The 686-nt window shown below is 58.3% G+C and carries 1 pseudogene; it reads left to right on the forward strand.

Going from position 1 to position 686, the window contains the following annotated elements:
• Positions 1–686, forward strand: a pseudogene (locus tag EN935_RS38985) (transketolase); the annotation flags it as partial.

Here is a 686-nt window from a genome sequence, read left to right on the forward strand (position 1 = left end):
GGCTTCACCTGTGCGGCGTCAAGGCAAAGGGCGCGAGCTATCCAACGGGCGACCGGCTTGCCGTGACGCTGGACGATCTCAAGAGTTTTCGCCAGGCAGGCAGCCATTGCACGGGACATCCCGAATATGGCTGGACCTCGGGCGTGGAAACCACAACGGGGCCACTCGGACAAGGTGCGGCAACAAGCGTCGGCATTGCAATTGCGGAACGGTGGCTGGCGGCCACCTACAATCGACCCGATTATGATCTGTTCTCGCACAACGTCTATGCGCTGTGCAGTGACGGCGACATGATGGAAGGGCTCAGCAACGAGGCGGCATCGCTGGCTGGACACCTCAGATTGTCGAACCTCTGCTGGATTTATGACGACAATCACATCACCATCGAGGGGCCGACTGGCCTTACATTCACCGAAGACGTGGCAACCCGCTTCCTCGCGTACGGATGGCATGTCGAGCGGGTAAGCGATGCAAACGATCTGATGTTGCTGGAGAAGGCTTATCAGACGTTCATCGATACGCATGACCGCCCCACGCTGATCATCGTTCAAAGCCATATCGGTTATGGCGCGCCGCACAAGCATGACACAAACAAAGCCCACGGCGAGCCACTGGGCGCCGAAGAAGTTCGGCTGACTAAGCAATTCTACGGCTGGGATCCGGACGCCGATTTCAAGGTTCCGGAA

The organism is Mesorhizobium sp. M7D.F.Ca.US.004.03.1.1 (genome assembly GCF_003998635.1).
Lineage (GTDB): Bacteria > Pseudomonadota > Alphaproteobacteria > Rhizobiales > Rhizobiaceae > Mesorhizobium > Mesorhizobium loti.